General features: G+C 58.2%; 16 protein-coding genes. 6 read left to right on the forward strand and 10 right to left on the reverse strand.

Annotation, left to right across the window (positions count from 1 at the left end; genetic code table 11):
• The first annotated feature begins 29 nt into the window (after nt 1-29).
• Entirely contained in the window at nt 30-689 is a 660-nt protein-coding gene (locus tag FYB76_RS14595) for a hypothetical protein (RefSeq protein ID WP_154134104.1), read from the forward strand.
• Between the two features lie 69 nt (nt 690-758).
• Here the strand turns inward: FYB76_RS14595 and FYB76_RS14600 are convergent, their stop codons facing one another.
• Together FYB76_RS14600 and FYB76_RS14610 are read right to left on the reverse strand one after the other, a co-directional pair.
• A complete protein-coding gene (locus tag FYB76_RS14600; RefSeq protein ID WP_154134105.1) occupies nt 759-2,192 on the reverse strand; it encodes a hypothetical protein in 1,434 nt (477 codons plus the stop codon).
• A gap of 700 nt (nt 2,193-2,892) precedes the next feature.
• Nucleotides 2,893-3,804 (reverse strand): site-specific integrase, encoded by a 912-nt coding sequence (locus FYB76_RS14610; RefSeq protein ID WP_195724645.1) that lies wholly within the window; start codon nt 3,802-3,804, stop codon nt 2,893-2,895.
• A gap of 383 nt (nt 3,805-4,187) precedes the next feature.
• On the opposite strand from FYB76_RS14610, the gene FYB76_RS14615 reads away from it, so the two are divergent.
• A complete protein-coding gene (locus tag FYB76_RS14615; protein ID WP_154134108.1) occupies nt 4,188-4,754 on the forward strand; it encodes a pyridoxamine 5'-phosphate oxidase family protein in 567 nt (188 codons plus the stop codon).
• A gap of 12 nt (nt 4,755-4,766) precedes the next feature.
• Here the strand turns inward: FYB76_RS14615 and FYB76_RS14620 are convergent, their stop codons facing one another.
• Nucleotides 4,767-5,636 carry a CPBP family intramembrane glutamic endopeptidase gene (locus FYB76_RS14620; protein ID WP_229296973.1) on the reverse strand — a complete coding sequence of 290 codons (870 nt, stop codon included), beginning with the start codon at nt 5,634-5,636 and terminating at the stop codon, nt 4,767-4,769.
• 150 nt (nt 5,637-5,786) lie between these two features.
• Between FYB76_RS14620 and FYB76_RS14625 the strand changes: the two genes are divergently transcribed.
• Complete coding sequence (locus FYB76_RS14625) at nt 5,787-6,665, forward strand: GyrI-like domain-containing protein (protein WP_154134109.1); 879 nt, start codon at nt 5,787-5,789, stop codon at nt 6,663-6,665.
• A gap of 26 nt (nt 6,666-6,691) precedes the next feature.
• Here FYB76_RS14625 and FYB76_RS14630 read toward each other — a convergent pair whose 3' ends face one another.
• Nucleotides 6,692-7,123, reverse strand: coding sequence for a hypothetical protein (locus FYB76_RS14630; RefSeq protein WP_154134110.1), 432 nt, complete (start codon nt 7,121-7,123; stop codon nt 6,692-6,694).
• 233 nt (nt 7,124-7,356) lie between these two features.
• Here FYB76_RS14630 and FYB76_RS14635 point away from each other — a divergent pair, with 233 nt between their 5' ends.
• Nucleotides 7,357-7,878, forward strand: coding sequence for a response regulator (locus FYB76_RS14635; RefSeq protein WP_154134111.1), 522 nt, complete (start codon nt 7,357-7,359; stop codon nt 7,876-7,878).
• 90 nt (nt 7,879-7,968) lie between these two features.
• Here FYB76_RS14635 and FYB76_RS14640 read toward each other — a convergent pair whose 3' ends face one another.
• Nucleotides 7,969-8,448: an Lrp/AsnC family transcriptional regulator gene (locus FYB76_RS14640; RefSeq protein ID WP_006461679.1), complete on the reverse strand. Its 480-nt coding sequence runs from the start codon at nt 8,446-8,448 to the stop codon at nt 7,969-7,971.
• A 307-nt stretch (nt 8,449-8,755) separates the two neighbouring features.
• Between FYB76_RS14640 and mdeB the strand changes: the two genes are divergently transcribed.
• Nucleotides 8,756-11,437: an alpha-ketoglutarate dehydrogenase gene (gene mdeB / locus FYB76_RS14645; RefSeq protein ID WP_154134112.1), complete on the forward strand. Its 2,682-nt coding sequence runs from the start codon at nt 8,756-8,758 to the stop codon at nt 11,435-11,437.
• Nucleotides 11,438-11,598: 161 nt separating this feature from the next.
• Entirely contained in the window at nt 11,599-12,357 is a 759-nt protein-coding gene (locus tag FYB76_RS14650) for an SDR family oxidoreductase (RefSeq protein WP_088756088.1), read from the forward strand.
• Between the two features lie 83 nt (nt 12,358-12,440).
• On the opposite strand, the gene FYB76_RS14655 is transcribed toward FYB76_RS14650, so the two are convergent.
• From FYB76_RS14655 to FYB76_RS14675, 5 genes are all read right to left on the reverse strand, one after another.
• The gene (locus tag FYB76_RS14655) at nt 12,441-12,839 is read right to left on the reverse strand and encodes a type II toxin-antitoxin system HigA family antitoxin (RefSeq protein WP_154134113.1); all 399 of its coding nucleotides are present in this window, start codon (nt 12,837-12,839) and stop codon (nt 12,441-12,443) included.
• 14 nt (nt 12,840-12,853) lie between these two features.
• A complete protein-coding gene (locus FYB76_RS14660; RefSeq protein ID WP_154134114.1) occupies nt 12,854-13,456 on the reverse strand; it encodes a UbiX family flavin prenyltransferase in 603 nt (200 codons plus the stop codon).
• A 22-nt stretch (nt 13,457-13,478) separates the two neighbouring features.
• Entirely contained in the window at nt 13,479-13,790 is a 312-nt protein-coding gene (gene grxD / locus FYB76_RS14665) for a Grx4 family monothiol glutaredoxin (RefSeq protein WP_088756090.1), read from the reverse strand.
• A 373-nt stretch (nt 13,791-14,163) separates the two neighbouring features.
• Complete coding sequence (gene hpf, locus FYB76_RS14670) at nt 14,164-14,526, reverse strand: ribosome hibernation-promoting factor, HPF/YfiA family (RefSeq protein WP_034331451.1); 363 nt, start codon at nt 14,524-14,526, stop codon at nt 14,164-14,166.
• 152 nt (nt 14,527-14,678) lie between these two features.
• On the reverse strand, nt 14,679-16,169 hold the full coding sequence (locus FYB76_RS14675) for an RNA polymerase factor sigma-54 (RefSeq protein ID WP_154134115.1): 1,491 nt from the start codon (nt 16,167-16,169) through the stop codon (nt 14,679-14,681).
• Nucleotides 16,170-16,200 lie beyond the last annotated feature (31 nt).

Genomic DNA, 16,200 nt, shown 5'->3' on the forward strand with positions numbered 1-16,200 from the left:
ATCAAGTATATGATTTTGAAAGGAAAAAAGTGAGCGCGAGATCGCAAGTTGATTTTGCTGAAGTGATTTCTGAAGATTTGATTAGGCAGGTGAATTTATCGAGGCTCTATCCCTATGAAATCTCTTCAGAGCTGCACACGAGCGGTCAATTTCGATTTGACGATTCTTTAGGTCCTCAAATTGTTCTAGATCGATATCTGCGGAGAGCAGAACACGCTAGATATGTGTATTTGCATGAGGTCGCTCATCAAATTGCGATGGAGTACGGTATGCATGATGCTCCGCACGGAGTTGCGCATAACTGCTATTTTGGCGTTCTGCTACTCACCATGTTGAAAAGGGCTGATTCCGCCCACTATTTCCAGATATACGACATTCAAGACGGTGCTCCGTCCTTCGATTCACCAGGAAAAAGTGAAGTGGTCAGATCAGAAAAAGAGCTGATATCGCGCTTCAAATTCGTATGCGAAGTGAGTGAGGAATTCGCTCGTGGCCCATGGATGATCGAAGAGATTGCCGCGCTGTTATATCGTAGTTACGTTATCGAGGAGTGGAAGGCAAAGACTAGAACATTCTATGATTTCTGCAATGTAAAAGCCCCGAAAATTCAGAGGTGGGGAGTAATTGCATTTCCGGGATTATTCTTGGCGCTCCTTGTAATGAGTATCGGAATCAGAATATTTCGCTAAATGTATATAAATATTTAGCGAAATATAGGCAGGTCAGAATATCTATAAATATTTAGCTAATTTTTTCATTCACTTACGTTTGCTTGCGGATTCCTTTGGTGTCGCATCAATGACCACGATATCCGAGGCTTGCTCTCCTGCCTCGATACGTTCTTGGCGCAATATCTGAATCGCTTCGAGTTTTGCGCCAAGATCTCCGTAATCGATGATGACAAATACACCGTAGGAAGTGCGAGCCGCATCTTTGTAAATTTCTAGCTGCTTTTGATAGCCATGTTTCACAGTTCCTTGGGAACGCTTCATTTCGACTAAAACTCTGGCCTCGTAACCTGCGCTAAATTTGAAATCGATTGGCCCTCCGCCCATATTTGCTTCCGGTGAAATATCGATGTCATTTGCCTTGCAGAAGCAATCCGCAATTGCGAAATACAGCAACTGAGCTGCTCGTTCTTTTTTGGGTCTTCCGTTCACCCATAGTGCCTCCCACAAATTTCCTTTTTCGACATGGTGTTTAAACATGTCAATGGTCTCATGGACCAATTCCAATACTTTATGGGGGCCATCGATAAGATTCACTTCACGAGAGGATTTATACGTTGCTAAATCTTTAGTAAGCATTTCTCTCAATTTCATATAACCAAGTTCGTCATCTTCTTGGCTATATGATTTGGCGAAAGATTTTACGGAAGCCAAAAAAAGATTAAAAAGATCTGCGGATTCTAAGACCGTCTTTTTTATCGCATCCTTGCGCTCTGCAATTGTAGGCCTCACGCTTTCGGCCAGAAAAGCATTTACGCGCTCACGGATTCTTCTGTTCTGAGATGCTGCCGCCCAGATTTCGGATACATCATTTGCCATCGGTAGTTGTCGAACAATGTCGCTAGGGACCAGCACAACAAACTTCCTTTGTCCATTGGCAAGATCAAAATACGGCAGACTGAATTCAGATTGCCCGTTATCGTCAGAAGTCGCGATCCCGTGTTTTTGGCAGAACCCTTCAGTGAGGGTAGATAGTTCTTTGATGATTACACGCGTTGTGAAGTCGCTAATCGTGTCGGGCCCCACGTTCTCTTCAAAGAAGCCCATCAGTGATAACATTTCCGGATCCTTCACACCAAGCGTGGCGATTTCCTTCGCTGTACGGATAATCATCTCTCGAATCTCCTCTGGCCTGGAGGTTCCCGCCCTTCGGCTGGAGCCATACCCTAAACCGTTATCCGCCGGTTCGCTTAGATCCAGCAAGCGTTGGGCCCCCTTCCAGGCAGCATCTCCTTCTCTTTCGGAAATCATGAGGAGGCGCAAAAAATTCTCGAAATGTTGACGGAAAGTTGAGAGTGCATCTTTCTTGATCAGGTCGTGAGCTGACTTCTCCAGTAAAGCGGGATCAATGAATAATTGGGTATCGACATTTAAAAATGGATCGATGAGACCGTCTGCTTCGAGAGCTCCGGGTTTAAGTCCAAAATGACTTGAAAATAAAATCGGATTTCTGACTTTTGCCATATTCTTTCCCCCTAATCATGCTTGTTATGAGGTAACAGCCACAGACAATCTGATCAGTAATATACCTAATTTCGTGCGGTAAGCTGGGCAGCACAACTATTTTTGGATAAACGGTATATTCGAAGGGCTTTTTATCGTAATGGCGCTGTGGAAATCTTTTCGTGTGAACTGTTATCTAGATTGGTGCGGGAAAGTGGTGCCTATAAAGAGGGTATTTGTCGATACCGAGTTTACGAGCTTCGAGCGCCCGCGACTCTTGAGCATTGGGATGTGCTCTGGAGACGGAGACTATTTTTATGCGGAAATATCGGTTCCAAAAGAGGAGTACAGTGAATTCGTCCGAGAGAATATCGTTCCTCAGCTCGGCAATGAGCCCGATAAAATCTGTGCAAATGGGGTTGAACTAGCCGAAAGAATTTCTGTTTGGCTGGCTTTGCAAAGAGCAGACGGCGGACTCTTAGAAGTGTGCGTGGACTACAGTACTGACTGGGATCTGCTCAAAGACGCTCTAGGCGGGAATGTTCCCGACTGGTGTTATCAAAGGATGATTGCGGACCATCTCGATGAAAGAATGAGGTTGGAGTACTACAGTCGGCATAACGTAGCGGAGCATCACGCATTGCATGATGCTCTCGCGAATCAATACGCATATCAAGACAACTTACCGCTTACAAGCGCCCTGGATTTCTTATGCCCCTAGCTAGATTAACTTCTTGGCCAAATCTTCTGCGCGAAGGTTTGTGTATCTCTTCAGCATGCCAAGAGTTTTGTGCCCTGTAACCGCAGCTACCTCCATAAGGTCAAAGCCTCGCTCGAATAATCGAGTGGTTCCCTCTCGCCGCAGATCATGGAATCTTAAATCTACCAAAAATTGCGAATCAGGCGTTACGCCCGATAGAGCGCATCGTTTTTCGTAATGTTTCCGCGCGCGATGCTGCGCCACCTCAAATGCACTGCGCACTTGATATTCTTTTATTGGAAATACGTGGTCGCAATCAGATCGAGGTAAATCCTTCAGAATAGAACGAGCTAAGGAGGAAAGAGGGATTTTTCGATCCTCTGAATTCTTGGTATCTTTAAGCAAGGCTGTTCCGGTTACCAGATCTACGTCCTTCCACTGGAGTTTCAGCAGTTCGCCCCGGCGTGCGGCAGTTTCGACTGCGACGATGAATAGGGTTGAAACATACTTGTTTCGGCAATGTTTCAGGGACTCAAGCATTGCATCGTATTCTCCCGGCAAAAGTCTTCGGCTACGGGCGATGCCGTTACTGGGTATTTCGATTGTGCCAATGGGGTTGGTAAGGGCAAGTCCCCACTTTTTGGAGGCCGCTGTAAATACGGCGGAGATAAGCATCAGATACTTGCGAGCAGTACTGCTGGACCAACCCTCTGTCTTACCTGTCGATAAGAAGGACGCGAGCGAAAAGCGGTCGATCATCTGGATGGATAGTGCTGCTATCGGGAATCTCAATAATTTATTGATGCGATGAGTCTCAGCACGCTTGTCTTTTTTTAAAGGGGTGACTTCTCTCAAGTAACGGTTCAAAAGCACTGCAAGCGTCATTTGCGAGATAGCTCGTTTAGCACTCTTGCTTTGCAATACCAATTTCATTGTCGGATCGAGGGCTAGATCTGCTCGTTTCCGGTCTCGAAATGCTCTGGCGTCATGGAGCGAGTCGAAGTTTTCGTCACTTCTGACCCCGCACACGGTCATTCTTACTCGGTAGGAATAGCCGCCGCAGCGTTGGGTTATGTTCTTTTCAATGATTCGTTCGTCTTGAGATGTTTTCTTACGCATAGTATTTTGACCAAAGTTGACCAGAAAATACCCTACGTCTCTCGAAAGGCCACGTCCACACTGGCGCTATCCCGCTTTATACCGGAGGACTGACAATGCACTGACGCTGGCCTGACATGAACATGTCGTCGCGCGATTGACGCGGGATTCGCTGCTGCAGGGCCTCGGCCGCCCGCGCCAGGCTCTACAATGCCGGCATGAACTTGCCTGAACTCCATACCCTGATCTGGGACGAACTGCAGCGCGGTGCCAGTCCCACGCGTTCGCCTTTTACCATCTGGCAACTGGCCACGCTCGGCCTGGACGGTGCGCCGCAGCTGCGTTCCATCGTCTTGCGCGAGGCCGATGCGTTAAGCGGACGCTTGGGTTTTCATACCGACTTGCGCTCTCCCAAGCTGGCCGAGATAGGTGCGGACGGCCGCGTGGCGATGCTCGCGGTGGACCTGGATCGCCATCTGCAACTGCGCCTGAACGGCGTGGCGCAGGTGGTGCAGGATGCCGCGCGCATTCATGCCATGTGGACCGGCGCCAGGCCGCATACGCTGATCCTGTACAAGACGCCGCATGCGCCAGGCACCCCCATCGCACAGCCCGAGGATGGCCACGTACCGCCGCAGGCCAGCGGTGATGGTTTCGAGAATTTTGCGCTGGTGGAAGTGCGGCTGGAACGCATCGAATGGCTGGACCTGACGCCAAACCAGCATCGCCGCGCCCGCTTCGAGCGCCTGCAGGATCAATGGCAGGGGCAGTGGATCGCGCCTTGACGGCGCGCCTGCTCAGGCCAGCGCCGGATAGGTGAATCCGAGGAAGTGCACCGCATTGAGCATGAAGTGCAGCAGGATCGCCGCTTCGATGCGCCCGCTGCGCTGGAATACCCAGCCATAGCCGGCCCCGGCGACTGTCGCCAGCGCGGCATAGGCCAGCCCGCCGCCCAGGTGTGCCGCACCGAACAGCAGGGCCGAGAGCACCAGCGCCAGCCCGGTTCCACCACGCACTGCCTGCAAGGCAGCCTGCAAGCGGTGCTGGATCACGCCATGGAAGAACGCTTCTTCGGCCACCACCGTCAGGAACAGGTTGATGGCCAGGAACTGCAGCGTGAAATCAGGCCATTTCAACGCGGGCCTGACCAGGCCTGCCAGCGCGCCCAATCCCATCACCAGGACGATCGTGACGGCACCCGGCAGCAGCGTCGCGCCAATCGTCGCGCGCCATTCCCTCCACGCATGGATGCGCGGTGCGAGCAGGGCCAGCAGCAGCAGTCCGGCGGCCCCTTTGTCCAGGTTGGCATAGAGCATGAAAGGCCGCGCATCGGCCGTGATGGCCGCTGACGGGACCACCAGCACATTGTGGAAACCAGGCCAGCGATGCAAGGCCAGCAGCAGTGCGAGCAACAGGGTGAGCACCAGCAGACTGGCACGTTGCCATGCGCGGGGCGCATGGGTCGTTCCCCATGCGGCCGCCGCCAGCAAGGCCAGGCCTGCGGTACCGATGGCGTCGACCTGTCCGGCAAGCATGCCCGCCAGGACAGCCAGCGCCAGCAAGGGGGCCCAGGGCGCAAGCGCCAGGCGACCGCCTGATGGCCAGCGGGACGGGGAAGGGAACCAGACGGTGCAGATGGCCAGCATCAGGAGCAGCGGTGCAGACATGGTCGAGAGATTCATTGAATGGCGGCAAAGGCGGTGTTTTAACATGGCGGACGTGATGGCGGCCACCCTGGGCCATCGTACGATGCGCAGTTTTGGTCAGGATTTGTGCCGTCATTTCTTGCACAGTACGTCCCGTGAACCGAGGACCCGATGAACGACGACCGTAAAAGCAGCAGCCAGGCCCGCTATCAAGCCCGATTCGAGCGCGTGCTCGACCATATCGAAGCCCATCTCCATGCGCCCTTGGAGATGGAACAGCTGGCCGCCGTCGCGCATTTCTCCCGGTTCCATTTCCAGCGGCAATTTGCCGATTTCACCGGCGTCGGGGTGGCGCGCTACATCCTGCTGATGCGCTTGAAGCACGCCAGTTTGCAACTGGCCTTCCAGTCGCAGCGGCGCATCATCGACATCGCCCTCGAAGCCGGTTTCGAAAATCCGGAATCCTTTACGCGCGCCTTCAGGAGTGCTTTCGGCCAGTCGCCTTCGCAGTTCCGGCGCGCGCCCGACTGGCCCTCTTGGAATGAGCGTTTCGTGTTCCGCATCCCTGAAAGGAAAGTGGACGTGCAAGTCGAGATCGTCAATGTCGAACCCATCCGCATCGCCATGCTCACGCATCGCGGCCCCGTCAACCAGCTCAATGCCACGGTGGCGCGCTTCATCGAATGGCGCAAGGCCACGGGCCTGTCACCCGTGGAGCGCTGCCGTACCTTTGGTTTGGCCTGGGACAATCCCGATACCACGCCGCCGGAGCAATTTCGCTTCGGCATCTGCGGCGAGGTCGATGGGGAGGTGCCGGATAATGTGCAAGGCGTGGAGCCGACCCTGATTCCCGGCGGACGCTGCGCACGCGTGCGGCATGCCGGCGCGCATGAACGGCTGGGCGAAAGCATCTATCCGCTGTATCGCCAGTGGCTGCCGCAGAGCGGCGAGGAGCTGCGTGATTTTCCGCTGTACTTCCACTATCTCAACTTGCTGCCCGATACGCCGCCGGGCGAGCTGCTCACCGATATCTACCTGCCCTTGAAATAGGGACCCTCAGGAAAAGGGAAGAAAGCTCACGCCACCAGGGCGCGCGAGAAGTGTGCCATCTGGTGTGCGGGCACCAGCAGCGGCACGAAGGAAGCATCGTTCACGGCGAGCCAATAGGGCAGGTGCGGGCTGGCATCGAAGCCGTAGTTGCTGCCCTCGAGCAGCCAGAAGCGCGGCACCGCCAGCGCGGGACGCACGCTGTGCTTGAGCTGGTCGAGGCTGGCCAGGCGCTGCGCGCACGGCCGGAATGGTGCCGGCGGGAGCGCTTCTCCGCTGGCTGCGAAACCGGCCGTGGCGAACCATTCCAGCACCTTGCGCGGACTGGCCTTGAGGCTTGCCCAGTCATGCATGGCATCAGTGCGCCCGGTGACGATGCGGGTGCAACTGCTGACATACAACTCGACCATGCCCAGCAAGGCGCTGGGAACAGGGACGCGGACTTTGGCGAATGGCGACATCGGCGAGGCTTCCTTTGGGTGCGGGGACGGGCGATCCCGGGGACCGCTGCATTGATGTTGCCACTGTAGCCATCTTCCCCGGTGCCGGCGATCGGGGAAATCCTGACGGCGCGTCAGCTTGCGGGTTGGCTGCGTTCAGGAAATTCCCGATGCCGGGCTGGCGGCGAGTCCTGTAAAACGGTTGCTGTAGCCTTGAACGGCTTGTGCATTTTTACCGGATATTTCCTCGCAGCATGAGTTTCCCCAGCATCATCATGATTGACCCCAGCCAGGAGGCCGCCGAGTTGGCGCGCTTCGCCCTGTGGCGTGCGGGCTTGCATTGCGACTTCCGCGCGTGCAGCGACTTGAGCGCGGCGCGCCGCTGCCTGCTGCAGGGGCGCCGCCAGGCCGATGGCATCGTGCCCAGCCTGATCCTGCTGGAGTCCGAGATGGAATGTGGCGAGGGACTGGAACTGCTGCGCGAGTTACGCGCCAGCAAGCATCTCTGCTGCGCGCCGGTGGTGGTGTTTCCGTCCTACGAGACCGAAGGCGAGCGCGATGCGCTGGCCGCCGGTGCCACCGAATACCTGCCCAAGCCGGTCGATGGCGAACACTATGCGCGTTGCGTGGTGGAGATGGTGGAGCGCTGGTGCGATCTCAGCGAGGCTGCAGCGCCCCTGGCCGAGGACGTAATGGCCGAGGCACTGGCCGACTTGCCCGGGCACCCGCAGCGACGCCGTGAGGATGGCCAGCCGCGCGGCAGGCGTTCGCACTGAATCCGGCGCGTTGGCGCAACAACGAACAAAGGGCCGCAAGGCCCTTTTTTTCGCCAGCATGCCGTGCGGCTCAGCCCGGCTCAGCCCGGCTCAGCGCCGCGTCTTGATCTTGGGCGTGGGCAGGGCGGTCTTGTACTTGATCTGCTTCAGCGCAAAGCTGGAGCGGATGTTCTTGATGCCGGGGATCTTGGTCAGGTGATCGACGATGAAGTGCTCCAGCGTCAGCAGGTCCGGCACCACGATGCGCAGCAGGTAATCTTCGTCGCCGGTCATCAGGTAGACTTCCATGACTTCATCGAAGGCACTGACCGCCGTCTCGAACTGGGCCAGTGCTTCGGCACCCTGGCGCTCCAGGATCACCTTGACGAACACGTTCACCTTCAGGCCCAGCAGGTGCGGATCGGCCAGCGCCACATAGCGCGAGATGATGCCTTCGGTCTCCAGTCGCTTCACACGGGCCAGGGTCGGCGAGGGCGAAAGGTTGATGCGGCTGGCCAGCTCCAGATTGCTGATCGAACTGTTCTCCTGAAGGATATTCAGGATGCGCAAATCGGTGGTGTCGAGTTCCATTATCGAAATTTAATTCTGTCAGTTTCAGTTTCGCAGCACTGGATGCTGAATATTGTACGGCAACTTCCAATTTTAAGTGACTCATGCCGGGGCATCCGGCGTATCGTAGTCCAGTGGTTCCATCACAGAAGCTAGCCCTCAACGACAACAAGACCGAAAAGGCGTCGGGCGCGGGGAGACGGATGGCGCGGCCTGTGTTTTACCGGCTTTTTGTCTCTTTGCATAGCAGCGATTGCAGTGCCGGCACGTTTTGTGCCGGGCGCTGCATGTTGCCCGGCGCGCCCAGACAGGAGAACAGGAAGTGGACATGTCCCGCCCCAGTGACAGTGATATCCCGAAGGATATCGACCTCGATGCACAGGAAACCCAGGAGTGGCTGCAGGCGCTGCAGAGCGTGCTGGCCGAAGCCGGCCCGGAACGTGCGCGCTTCCTGCTCTCGCGGCTGTCGGCGGCGGCCCAGCAATGGGGCGTGAACTGGCGCGATGCGCGCAATACGCCCTACGTCAACACCATCCGGCCTGAACAGGAACCGCCTTTTCCCGGCGGTTCCGATGCGCAGGCCATCGAGGAACGCATCGCCAGCATCATGCGCTGGAATGCACTGGCCATGGTGGTGCGCGCCAACCGCGCCTACGGCGAGCTGGGCGGGCACATCGCCAGCTTCGCCTCGGCGGCGGACCTCTTCGAGGTCGGCTTCAATCACTTCTTCCGTGCGCGCGATGCGCAGTTTGCCGGTGACGTCGTCTACTTCCAGCCGCACTCCGCCCCTGGCATCTATGCGCGCGCATTTCTCGAAGGCGCCTTGAGCGAAGAGGACCTGGCCTACTATCGCCGCGAGATCGAAGCCAAGCGCGTGGGGCGGCAGGGTTTGTCGTCCTATCCGCATCCCTGGCTGATGCCGCATTTCTGGCAGTTCCCGACCGGCTCGATGGGCATCGGTCCCATCAATGCCATCTACCAGGCGCGCTTCCTGCGCTACATGGAGCATCGCGGCCTGCTGCAGGATCAAGGGCGCAAGGTGTGGGGCGTGTTTGGCGACGGCGAGATGGATGAGCCCGAATCGCTGGCCGCGCTCTCGCTGGCCTCGCGCGAGAAGCTGGACAACCTGATCTTCGTGGTCAATTGCAACCTGCAGCGGCTCGATGGCCCGGTGCGCGGCAATGGCCACATCGTCGATGAACTGGAGACCCTCTTTGCCGGTGCCGGCTGGAACGTCATCAAACTGCTGTGGGGCTCGGACTGGGATGGCCTGTTCGCGCGCGACAAGGACGGCGAACTGGTCGATGCCTTGAACCGCACGGTGGACGGGCAATTGCAGACCTTTGCCGCCAATGATGGTGCGTTCAATCGCCAGCATTTCTTTGGCCAGACCCCGGGCACGCGTGCCATCGGCGCCACCCTCACCGATGAGGAAATCAATCGCCTGCGCCGTGGCGGCCACGACATGAAGAAGATCTTCTCGGCCTACCAGGCAGCGGCCAGCCATCGCGGCCAGCCCACGGTGATCCTGGCGCAGACCAAGAAGGGGTACGGCATGGGCGCGGCGGGCGAGGGCAAGATGACCACGCACCAGCAGAAGAAGCTCGATGAGGAAAGCCTGCTGCAATTCCGTGACCGATTCAAGCTGCCGCTGAGCGATGAGCAATGCCGTGAGCTGGCTTTCTACAAGCCGGCTGATGACAGTCCGGAGATGAAGCACCTGCATGCACGCCGTGCCGCACTGGGCGGCTACCTGCCGCGCCGCCATGCGGGTGAGGCGCGCCGCACCGTGCCATCGCTGGAGGCACACAGCAAGTTCGCGCTGCAAGCCGATGGCAAGGAAATGTCTTCCACCATGGCGCTGGTGCGCCAGCTCGGCAACCTGCTCAAGGACAAGGACTTCGGCCAGTATGTGGTGCCCATCGTGGCCGATGAGGCGCGCACCTTCGGCATGGCCAACCTGTTCCGCCAGGTCGGCATCTATTCCTCGCAGGGTCAGCTGTATGAGCCTGAGGATATCGGTTCCATCCTCTACTATCGCGAGGCCAAGGATGGCCAGATCCTGGAGGAGGGCATCACCGAGGCAGGGGCGATTTCCTCGTGGACTGCAGCGGCCACCGCCTACTCGGTGCATGGCACGCCGATGCTGCCGTTCTACATCTACTATTCGATGTTCGGTTTCCAGCGCATCGGCGACCTGATCTGGGCGGCGGCGGACCAGCGTGCGCGCGGCTTCCTGATCGGTGCCACCTCGGGCCGCACGACCTTGGGTGGCGAGGGGCTGCAGCACCAGGACGGCAACAGCTTGGTGACGGCCGCATCGATTCCCAATTGCGTGTCGTATGACCCGGCTTATGCCTATGAGCTGGCGGTGATCCTGGATGAGGGCATGCGCCGCATGATGGAGCGCGGCGATGACGTCTTCTACTACATCACCGTCACCAATGAGAACGAGGCCCAGCCCAGCCTGCCGGACGGGGTGCAGGACGGCATCCTGCGCGGCATGTACTGCCTGGGCCGCAAGCCTGGGGCGCAAGTACGGCTGCTGGGTTCCGGCCCCATCCTCAAGGAAGCCGTGGCGGCGGCGGCGCTGCTGCAACAGCACTGGCAGGTCGAGGCCGAGGTATGGAGCGTGACCAGCTATACCGAACTGGCGCGTGATGGGGTGGCGGCACAGCGCGCACAGCGTTTGTCGGGCAGCGATGGCCAGCCTTACGTGACAGCGCAATTGCGGGATAGCGCGGCACCGGTGATCGCCGTGAGCGATTACATCCGCACCTTGCCCGAGAGCATTCGCGCCTTCGTGCCCGCTCCGTATGTGACCCTGGGCACGGACGGTTTTGGCCGCAGTGATACGCGGGTGAATTTGCGGGACTTCTTCGAGATCGATGCGCGCTGGATTGCCTATACGGCCTTGTGTGAAGTATGGGTCGATGAACGTGCGCGGCTTGAAGAAGCAGCGCGTACATTGGGTATCGATACGAACAAGCCCTTGTCGTCCTCGGTATGAAGTGGAGCGATAGATGAACGGTGGCCAGCCGGATTGAAAATCTCTCATCTGGCCCGCCGCCGTGTTTGCTATAGTGAAACCGCCCGTGCATCACGGGCGGTTTTTTTATGGCCCCGTGATGCGCATCGTCCATGACCTACAGTGAGTGAGGAGTACACAAGATGGCTGCACCCAAACGTATCGCGCTGGTGACCGGCGCAGGCTCCGGCATCGGCCGGCAGATCACGCTCGCGCTGCTGCGCGAAGGCTATGGCGTGGCCCTGGCCGGACGCCGCCAGGATGCGCTGGAAGAGACCGTCAAGCTGGCCGGCGAGCACGGCGCCAACGCGCTGGTGGTGGCGGCCGACGTGACCGATCCGGCCTCGGTGAAGCAGCTCTTCGCCAAGACCCGCGAGCGTTTCGGACGCCTGGACATGCTCTTCAACAATGCCGGCATCTTTGCGCCGCCGGTGTCGCTGGAAGAACTGAGCGTGGAGCAGTGGAAGGCGGCGGTGGACATCAACCTGACCGGTGTTTTCCTCTGTACCCAGGAAGCCTTCCGCATCATGAAGGACCAGTCGCCGCGGGGCGGGCGCATCATCAACAATGGTTCGATCTCGGCGCATGCGCCGCGTCCGTTCTCGGCCTCCTATACCGCCACCAAGCACGCCATCACGGGACTGACCAAGGCCACCTCGCTCGATGGCCGCGCCTATGACATCGCCTGCGGTCAGATCGACATCGGCAATGCCTCCACCGACATGACCACGCTGATGAAGAAGGGCACGCTGCAGGCCGATGGGTCGACCAAGGTCGAACCGACCATGGATGCGGAGCACGTGGCCCGTGCCATCCTCTACATGGACAGCCTGCCGCTGGAGGCCAATGTGCAGTTCATGACGGTGATGGCGACCAAGATGCCGTATATCGGGCGGGGTTGAGCGGGCTTATATCCGCCAGATGAAGAAATGGCCGCAGTGATGAACTGCGGCCATTTTTTTGAAGCGGTGAAAAGCGCGATGCGCTAGCCGATGAACACGGCAGGACCGACGCCGAAGCGCTCGGCCAGTGCCTTGACCTGGCGCAGGTTCAAATCGCGCTTGCCGCGCAGGATCTCGGAGACCACGCCTTGTGAGCCGATCTCGGGGAGGTCGGATTGCGTCAGTTGATGCTGCTCCATCAGGAATTGCAGGACTTCAACCGGAGAAACCTGCTGCAGCGGGAAGTGCTTGTCATCGTATTCGGCAATGAGGCTGCCGAGCGTGTCGACCAGGTCGGCCAGCGGATGCCGTTCATCGCTGGCACCGGCATCGAGCAATTGATTCAGCGTGGCGACTGCGCGGTCATAGTCGTCGTCGGAACGAATCGGCCGCAGCGGGATGAGGGACGACAAGGCCGCAAAGTGCGAGGTGATGTCGTCCATCGTCCTCTCGTCCATCACTCAGTCCCGCCCTTCATGCCCTTCCACTCCGGCGTCAACTGCATGGAAATCCCGAACATGTCCAGCACGCGTCCGAGCGTGTGATCCACCATTTCTTCCATGGAAGCAGGGCGCTGGTAGAAGCCGGGCAGGGGCGGGAAGATTACGCCGCCCATTTCCGTGACGGACGTCATGTTGCGCAGATGGGCCAGGTTGAAGGGGGTCTCGCGCACCATCAGCACCAGCCGCCGGCGTTCCTTGAGTACCACATCCGCTGCGCGGGTGATGAGGTTGTCGGACAGGCCATGCGCCACGGCGGCCAGCGTCTTCATCGAACAGGGCGCCACCACCATGCCGGTGGAGGCGAAGGAACCGCTGGCGATGCATGCGCCGACATCGCGCACGTTGTGCACCACATCGGCCAGCGCTTCCACATCCTTGCGCCGCATGTCCAGTTCCTGGTGCAGGTTGAGCACGCCGGCTTCGGACACCATCAGGTGCGTTTCCACCTGGCCGTGCTTGCGCAGATGCTCCAGCAGCCGCACGCCATAGATGGCCCCGGTGGCGCCGGTGATGGCCACGATCAGGCGCTGGCGTGGCTGGTTGGGAGAACTGGTCATGCGTCAGCGAGGCAAGTAAAACTCAGCCCTTGATCAGGGTCTGCAGTTCGCCCGACTCGAACATCTCGGTCATGATGTCGGAGCCGCCGACGAATTCACCCTTCACGTACAGCTGGGGAATGGTCGGCCAGTTCGAGTATTCCTTGATGCCCTGGCGCACGTCCGGGCTTTCCAGCACGTTGACGGTGACGATGTTCTCGGCGCCGCTGGCCTTGAGCAACTGGATGGCCTTGCCGGAAAAGCCGCATTGCGGGAACTGTGCAGTGCCCTTCATGAACAGCACCACGGGGTTTTGGGTCACGGTTTCTTTGATCCAGGATTGGACGTCGCTCATGGCTATGCCTTTAAAAATGGGATTGCCGACATTATAGGGAAAAGCCGGCCGGCGCGTTGAAAACGGGTAAGGTCCGCCCGGCCGTCTGACCGGGCAGGAAATTGCATCACGGAAATGATTTATATCGTATGCAAGTTCTCGTATCGAAGATGAGGGTGACGTGAACACATTCAAGCAGCAGGCTCCTGCATCATGTTCAGCGACGGCTGTGGAAAAGTTGCCTTGCGCAATGATTTATATTTTTTCCACAGGCTTGCGCCAGTTCGGCGGCCATCAATGAAAAAGGGCGCTTGCGCGCCCCTTCCTCATGAAATTCGGCTGGCTTTCTCAGCAGCGTTGCGGCTGCGAGGCGGCTTGCCGAGGGTGTCCTGGCTTATGCCGCTCCGGCCACCGCATCCTCCGGCGTTTCGTCCGGCAGGCGCTTGGCCATGGAGTGATGTTCCTGCAACTTGTCCTTGTGCTTGATGACCTGGCGATCGAGCTTGTCGATCAGCGTGTCAATGGCAGCGTAGAGGTCGTGTGCGATGCTTTCCGCATGTAGATCCTTCCCCTTGATGTGGACGTTGATTTCCGCTTTTTGGCGCTTTTCCTTTTCTGTGAGTTTATCTACGCTCAGGATCACGCTGACGTCGATCACGTTGTCGAAATGGCGCTTGATACGCGAGAGCTTGCTTTGCACGTATTCCCGGATGGCGGGGGTCAGTTCGAGGTGGTGTCCACTGATGGTCAGATTCATACAAGACTCCTATCGTGAAGTCACTGGAGGTTCGTGCAATCGATCCTGCTGCAGCTGTACCACGGGCACGGTCTTCGTGTCGGATGGCGCGGGCATCAGTCGGATGCTTGCCTGAACACAGCAACGGTACTGCAGAAAAACTGAGGAAAAACTCAGAGGGACTTGCGGAGATTGACCGGCGGAATCTTCAACACTTCGCGGTATTTGGCGACTGTGCGTCGCGCGACCACCATGCCTTGTTCTGCCAGCATATCCGCAATCTTGCTATCGGATAATGGGGTCTGCGGGTTCTCGGCTCCTATCAACTGTTTGATCAGCGCCCGTATCGCGGTGGAGGAAGCTTCGCCTCCGGTTTCAGTCGCGACGTGGCTACCGAAGAAGTATTTCAACTCAAACATTCCATGCGGAGTGAGCATGTATTTCTGAGTCGTCACGCGAGAGATGGTGCTCTCGTGTAGACCCAGTGTATCAGCAATTTCACGCAGCACAAGGGGGCGCATGGCGACTGCCCCATGTGAAAAGAAGTTTCTTTGACGTTCCACAATAGCCTGCGCGACGCGCAAAATTGTATCGAAACGTTGCCGCATGTTCTTGATGAGCCACTTGGCTTCCTGCAACTGCGACGACAGCGAACCTTCGCCCTTGGCTTGCTTCAATGCACTGGCATACATCGCATTGACGCGCAGCTTGGGCATGACCTCATGGTTGAGCATGACCTGCCAGCCGGTCTTTGTCTGCTTGACAATCACATCCGGCACCACATAGTCCGAGGCATCGCGCGCGAATTCGGCACCCGGGTGCGGACGGCATTGGCGGATCACGGCCTGGGCTTCACGCAGGTCTTCGTCATCGCAATCCAGGGCCTTCTTGATCTTGTTGAAATCGCGCTGGGCAAACAGCGGCAGGTAATCCTCAACGATCCTCAGCGCCAGCTTGCGGGTGACAAAGGGGATCTTGGGCAGGCGGCGGATTTGCAGCGCCAGGCATTCACCGGCACTGCGTGCACCCACCCCCGCGGGATCCAGGCTCTGCAGGAGCTTGAGCGAAATGGACAGCTCTTCCATGTCGATGCCCAACTCTTCAGGCAGGCGCGCGTGGATGTCTTCCAGCGGTTCTTCGAGATAGCCGCTTTCGTCGAGCGCATCGGTGAGCAGCTCCAGCAGCGCCCGATCGCGCAGGGTGCGCGCGGTCACGCGGATCTGTTCCAGCAGGTGTTCGCGCAGGGTCAGTTCGTGGGCTTCGAGTTGCGGACGGGCATCGTCGTCGTCCGGCGACTTGCCGCTGCGTGCGACATCGTCAAAGCTCCAGTCAGCATCGCCGGTGACACCGTTGTCGGGATTGTTGTCCTGGTACTCGAAACTGGAATCGCCATCTGCCGCCGCCGGTGCGGCCTCGCCGCTGCCTTCCCCGGGCGCCTCGGCCACACCGCTGGAGGGCGAACTGGAGACGGCGCCATCGGCCAGCAGGCGCACCGAATTGTCGAGCGCATCGTCCAGGCGTTCCAGCAGGGGATTGTCGGAGAGGATCTGTTCCAGTTCCTGGTGCAGTTCCAGCGTCGACAGTTGCAGCAGCCTGATCGACTGCTGCAGTTGCGGCGTCAAGGCGAGGTGCTGCGAGGTACGTAACTGGAGCGACTGTTTCATCTGTCTTTCTGGAAGCGGCGTGGCCCGCTGG

This window comes from Herbaspirillum sp. CAH-3, from assembly GCF_009668275.1.
GTDB lineage: Bacteria > Pseudomonadota > Gammaproteobacteria > Burkholderiales > Burkholderiaceae_D > Herbaspirillum > Herbaspirillum aquaticum.

Coding starts and splice junctions, on each gene's coding strand:
- FYB76_RS14600 (WP_154134105.1), bottom strand. CDS start 2,192: ATGGCAAAAGTCAGAAATCCGATTTTATTTTCAAGTCATTTTGGACTT.
- FYB76_RS14610 (WP_195724645.1), bottom strand. CDS start 3,804: ATGAAATTGGTATTGCAAAGCAAGAGTGCTAAACGAGCTATCTCGCAA.
- FYB76_RS14615 (WP_154134108.1), top strand. CDS start 4,188: ATGAACTTGCCTGAACTCCATACCCTGATCTGGGACGAACTGCAGCGC.
- FYB76_RS14620 (WP_229296973.1), bottom strand. CDS start 5,636: ATGTCTGCACCGCTGCTCCTGATGCTGGCCATCTGCACCGTCTGGTTC.
- FYB76_RS14625 (WP_154134109.1), top strand. CDS start 5,787: ATGAACGACGACCGTAAAAGCAGCAGCCAGGCCCGCTATCAAGCCCGA.
- FYB76_RS14630 (WP_154134110.1), bottom strand. CDS start 7,123: ATGTCGCCATTCGCCAAAGTCCGCGTCCCTGTTCCCAGCGCCTTGCTG.
- FYB76_RS14635 (WP_154134111.1), top strand. CDS start 7,357: ATGAGTTTCCCCAGCATCATCATGATTGACCCCAGCCAGGAGGCCGCC.
- FYB76_RS14640 (WP_006461679.1), bottom strand. CDS start 8,448: ATGGAACTCGACACCACCGATTTGCGCATCCTGAATATCCTTCAGGAG.
- mdeB (WP_154134112.1), top strand. CDS start 8,756: ATGTCCCGCCCCAGTGACAGTGATATCCCGAAGGATATCGACCTCGAT.
- FYB76_RS14650 (WP_088756088.1), top strand. CDS start 11,599: ATGGCTGCACCCAAACGTATCGCGCTGGTGACCGGCGCAGGCTCCGGC.
- FYB76_RS14655 (WP_154134113.1), bottom strand. CDS start 12,839: ATGGACGACATCACCTCGCACTTTGCGGCCTTGTCGTCCCTCATCCCG.
- FYB76_RS14660 (WP_154134114.1), bottom strand. CDS start 13,456: ATGACCAGTTCTCCCAACCAGCCACGCCAGCGCCTGATCGTGGCCATC.
- grxD (WP_088756090.1), bottom strand. CDS start 13,790: ATGAGCGACGTCCAATCCTGGATCAAAGAAACCGTGACCCAAAACCCC.
- hpf (WP_034331451.1), bottom strand. CDS start 14,526: ATGAATCTGACCATCAGTGGACACCACCTCGAACTGACCCCCGCCATC.
- FYB76_RS14675 (WP_154134115.1), bottom strand. CDS start 16,169: ATGAAACAGTCGCTCCAGTTACGTACCTCGCAGCACCTCGCCTTGACG.